1 protein-coding gene is annotated in these 325 nt (G+C 47.1%); it reads left to right on the top strand.

The window, feature by feature from the left end; translation table 11 throughout:
• A partial coding sequence (locus tag HC176_RS18495; RefSeq protein ID WP_209309822.1) for a polysaccharide biosynthesis/export family protein occupies positions 1-325 on the top strand: 325 nt, incomplete at both ends.

Raw genomic sequence — 325 nt, 5'->3', positions numbered from 1 at the left:
CCAGTACAGGAGATGCGACCCGGGTGAGCGGCCAGCCACAATTACAAACCTATCTTGTAGATTCCGAAGGCAATATCGAATTTCCGGTGCTTGGCACCGTGCACGTGGCGGGAATGACGAGGCAGGAACTTTCCCAAAAGTTGCAGAAAAAAATTGCTGTCTATGTACAGAATCCAATTATTAATATCAGAATTGTCAATTTCCAGGTAACCGTTCTCGGAGAAGTAGCAAATCCCGGGACTTTCAGCATTCCCGATGAATACCTCTCCCTGAATAAAGCTCTCGGGTTTGCAGGCGACCTGACCATCTATGGAAAAAGGGAAAA

Source organism: Tamlana crocina (genome assembly GCF_012037625.1).
This window is presented reverse-complemented; position numbering and strand designations above follow the sequence as displayed.